We start from the raw sequence: 4,634 nt of genomic DNA, 5'->3' as shown, positions 1-4,634 counted from the left end.
TCGGCTCGTTACATTATGCATCCCCGAATAGTCGGGGCAGGCTGTGCCGCTGGCACTCACCTCTATCAAAATTCATCTATAACCGTGCTAAAGCACGGCTTTACAAAATTGCATCGAGCCTATGGCTCTTCATAAGAATTTTAACGAGTCTGCCCTGCGCTCATCATTTTATTGCCGCTTTATTTTTATACTTGTATTTAAATTCATAAGTATGCAAAAACCATTACTGCTTCCTGCAATTGCCCTGCTTGCTGCGGCCTGCAGCCAAAACCAAACATCTTCTTCCGGCGAAACGGCGGCTTCGTTCAGCCGCGACAGCCTGATGCACACTATACAGATATTGTCATCCGATTCTTTTGAAGGCCGCAAACCTTTTTCCCCCGGCGAAACAAAAACGGTGGCTTACCTGGAAAATGCTTTCAAACAACTGGGGCTTGAACCGGGCAATGGCAACAGTTATGTGCAGGATGTGCCGATGGTGGAAATAACGCCGGAAGCAGGCGCGGTAATGAAGGTGCAGTCGCCCAAAGGCAGCTTTGATTTAAAAAGAACGGATGACTTTGTGGTGTCAACAGAAAATACAGATTCAATGGTTTCTTTAAATAACGATGAATTGGTTTTTGCCGGTTACGGCGTGGTGGCGCCTGAATATAACTGGAATGATTATGCGGGTATGGATGTAAAAGGAAAAGTGGTTTTGGTGATGGTGAATGATCCCGGCTTCGGAGTGGACACAACCCTCTTTAAAGGCAAGACCATGACGTATTATGGCCGATGGACCTACAAGTATGAAGAAGCAGCCCGGCAGGGCGCGAAAGCTGTTTTAATTATTCATAATACCGATGCGGCTTCTTATCCCTTCAGCGTGGTGCAAAGCTCCTGGGGCACTTCGAATTTATATCTTGATAAAAGAGGCGATAAACAATACCATTGCGCCCTGCAGGGCTGGGTTTCTGCAGCGGCAGCGAAAAAAATACTGGCCGCGGCAGGCAAAGACAGTTCTTTATTGCTCAGCGCAAACAGGCGGGGCTTTACAGCGGTGCCGCTGCATGAAAAATTATCGCTGCAGGTAAAAGTGAAGGCGGCGTATAATACCTCGCACAATGTAATTGCCAAAATTACCGGCAGCAAAAGGCCGGGTGAATACATTATTTATACAGCGCACTGGGATCATCTCGGCATTGGCAAGCCCGATGCCAAAGGGGATTCAATTTATAACGGCGCCATAGATAATGCCAGCGGCGCCGCAGCGCTTATTGAAATAGCCAGGGCTTTTACCTCCCTGAAAGAAAAGCCGGAACGCAGCATCCTCTTTTTGGCTGTAACAGCAGAGGAGCAGGGTTTACTGGGCTCGGAATATTATGCGGAACATCCCATTTACCCTTTACCTAAAACCGTGGCCGACCTGAACATGGACGTGGTGGATGCGTACGATAAGAAAAAAGATATTGTAATAGCCGGCGCCGGCCAGAATGAGCTGGAAGATTATTTAGCCGAAGCAGGCAAACAGCAGGGCCGGTACCTGGCGCCGGAAGCGCACCCGGAGGCCGGCCATTATTTTCGTTCTGACCATTTCTGTTTTGCAAAGGCGGGCGTACCGGCGCTTAGTGCCGGCGGCGGCATTGATGTGGTGGGAAAAGGCAAAGAATATGGCAGGAAGCTGGAAGACGATTATACGGCTAACCGGTATCACCAGCCTGCCGATGAATACGATGCCTCCTGGACATTTGACGGCGGCCTGCAGGATATGCAGTTACTGTTTTCAGTGGGAGAGAAACTGGCAAATGAATCTGCCTTTCCGCAATGGAAAGATGGCTCTGAGTTTAAGGCGGCAAGGGATAAAATGATGAAGGAGTAGCGCCATTACACCTGGCCGGTTTACAGCAAGGTATAAAAAGTGATTTTGTGTCATTCGGTTTAGCTGAGGTGCCACGAAGGCTTAAAGGCGCAAAGCCTTCATCTTAAAGCCGGGGTTAATGAAACCGGTATAACATTGGGCTTTAGCCCTGCATTAAAAATTTTAACCGGCACACGCAATATCATTAACTTAAGAAAACTCAATATTCAATACACAATAATCCCCGCCTGGGCACACGTATAAAACGCCGGCTGATATGGAAAGAAGGCGGCCGGCTGAAACGAAAACCCGGAATATGATTTTCGCCATTCACCTGCAAAAAAGATAAGTTCACCTCATTTCTATTGGCTCCGGTATATTATTTTTGCAACCGGTTCGTTTATGCATTTAAATTTTCTGCTGCTTATAAAAGCTCATTTATCCATACAATTTTATACAAATGCTACATTTTTTCCGGCGAAAGGAATTGTTGTGTTTTTTGCTCCTATGCACATCATTCACCGTTAAGGCCCAGTTCAGGATAGGCATTGAAGGCGGGTTTAATAAAAACTATCTTGTTACAAACAATGCCAACCGCGCTTTCACGAATTACAAACCTTTGTATGGCTTTTCCATCGGCGTGCCTGTGCAATATGAAATAGCTGACTGGTTTTCCATAGCGGCAGACCCTTCCTTCATTCAAAAAAATTACCGGCTGGAACGGTCTGATTTTTATGCCGGCGTGTATCAGGATAATACCAACAGCTACCTGCAACTTCCGTTGATGGGCCATTTTATGTTTGGGGGCGAAAAGCTGAAAGGCTTTTTTAATGCCGGCCTGTTTGGCGGTTACTGGATGAGCAGCCATATAAAAGGGCGGCTGGCGAATATACTTGACCCGGTGGATGACGTTACAACCAGCGGCTCTATTTTCAGCTATTCCAACGAATATAACTATGATGAAAAATATAGTTTTGATAAAACCAAAGACAACCGCTTTGAAGCAGGATGGATAGGCGGTGCCGGCATCAGCTACCAGGTTACTGACCGGTACCAGGTGTTTGCGGAAGCTCGGTATTTATATGGCTTTACCGACCAGCAAAAAAAATATGAGACCAACCAGGTGCCGCGCTATAACTCAACGGCCGGTATCAACATAGGGCTGCTTGTTGATCTTTCCGGTGAATCATACTATTAAATTCAAAGCAACTGTAATACATAAAGCATGAAATCAAGCTACATCAAAATATTTTCTGTTTCGGCAATGCTGCTGCTGCTGATAACTTCCTGCCGCAAAGACCTTACTAACGTGGAAAACGAATCAAACTATGTGGGCGATTCTTTCAGCGATGTTTTTGAAGCTTACTGGAATGGCATGAACAACAACTATGTTTTCTGGAGCATAGATACGACCGACTGGGACAGGGTTTACACCACGTACAAACCTTTGTTTGCAAGCCTCGACATCAATAGCGATGCCGACCAGTTAACTGCCTATAAATACTTCAAGGCCATGGCAGACGGGCTTACCGACTCGCATTATACGCTCTCTTTCGCCAGCGATGCACTGGCCGATTCTGCTATATGGCCTTCCTATGACAGGAAGCTGGCCGCAGGCACCATACGCACCCATTATGTATTTTATGGGTACGATGCCACGTATTACTTAGATAAAGACTATGTGTATGGCGTGGATTCTGTTAATACGCTCGAAGGCTCTTCTACAGAGGCTATTGCAGGCACCATTTCTTTCAGCGACGGAGGCAAGGCGCTGTACCTCGCCTTTAACCAGTTTAACCTGGCAGCATCGTATGAAGCCTCGGATGACAATGGCGTAAAAAAAGTAATGACCTACTTCATTAATTACCTGCAAAACAATGCAAGCACCCTGAAAGGGGTGATAATAGATGTGCGCGGCAATACAGGCGGCGCTGTGGCAGACCTTAACTTCCTGGTGGGACAGCTTACCGGCACAAAGCTGGTAATTGGCGCCACACGCTATAAAAACGGTAATGGCAGGCTTGACTATACGCCCTGGGCGGATGCCATAGTAACACCGCAAAGCACAGGACAAACGCTTACCGTGCCGGTTGTGGCGCTTGCTGATATGTGGAGCATAAGCATGGCCGAAATTACAACCATGGCCATTCACGCATTGCCCACGGGCGCTGTGGTGGGCGAAACTACCTGGGGCGCAAACGGGCCGCTTACCGCCAATGAAAATTATAATGGCGGCCAGTTTTATTTCTCCTGGTTTGGGTATGCTTATACTTCATCCAGCCAGTTCAGGTATAAAGACGGCAATATATATGAAGGGGAAGGCTTCCCGCCGGATTATTCCGTGCCTTTTAGCCTGGACGATTTTAATTATTACGGCGACCGCCAGCTTGAAACGGCTTTGGGCTTAATGTAATATAGGGACTGGCCCGCGAAGCGGTCTTGAAAAGCAATGTTTGCCACAAAGCCGCAAAGGCAAACGCAATCTGACTTTGTAATATTCACCGGGCAGAAAATGTATGGCGATGAAGTGATAAAAAAGGCGCAGGCATTTACGAGCCACAAGCTTGCATCCTGCGCTGCTAATTGGCCGGGCAATTTATCTGGCCATCGGCAATTTTATATAATCCCATTTATCCTTTATCCACCCAAATCCCGCCTGCCCCGCATAGCGGCAGGGCTGTTGTGTTCTAAAATTGGGTTAATTTTGGTAAAAAGAAGTATGCGTAAAGGATCCGGTAATTTATTGAAATATCTAAGTAGGGTTCCCGATCCGAGACGCTTACAGGGTCAGCGTCAT

At 47.0% G+C, this 4,634-nt stretch carries 4 protein-coding genes; all 4 read left to right on the top strand.

What is annotated here, in order from left to right; translation table 11 throughout:
* The first annotated feature begins 211 nt into the window (after positions 1-211).
* Positions 212-1,858 carry a M28 family metallopeptidase gene (locus QM629_RS19965; protein ID WP_415161671.1) on the top strand — a complete coding sequence of 549 codons (1,647 nt, stop codon included), beginning with the start codon at positions 212-214 and terminating at the stop codon, positions 1,856-1,858.
* A 439-nt stretch (positions 1,859-2,297) separates the two neighbouring features.
* A complete protein-coding gene (locus QM629_RS19960) occupies positions 2,298-3,035 on the top strand; it encodes a porin family protein (protein WP_415161670.1) in 738 nt (245 codons plus the stop codon).
* 27 nt (positions 3,036-3,062) lie between these two features.
* Positions 3,063-4,250 carry a S41 family peptidase gene (locus QM629_RS19955; RefSeq protein WP_415161669.1) on the top strand — a complete coding sequence of 396 codons (1,188 nt, stop codon included), beginning with the start codon at positions 3,063-3,065 and terminating at the stop codon, positions 4,248-4,250.
* Positions 4,251-4,349: 99 nt separating this feature from the next.
* On the top strand, positions 4,350-4,634 hold a 285-nt coding region (locus QM629_RS19950; protein ID WP_415161668.1), incomplete at its 3' end, for a hypothetical protein.

Origin of the sequence: Parafilimonas sp., from assembly GCF_047606085.1 — a bacterium.
GTDB lineage: Bacteria > Bacteroidota > Bacteroidia > Chitinophagales > Chitinophagaceae > Parafilimonas.
Note: the sequence above shows the minus strand (reverse complement) of the source record. Positions and strands in the feature narration are given on the sequence as shown.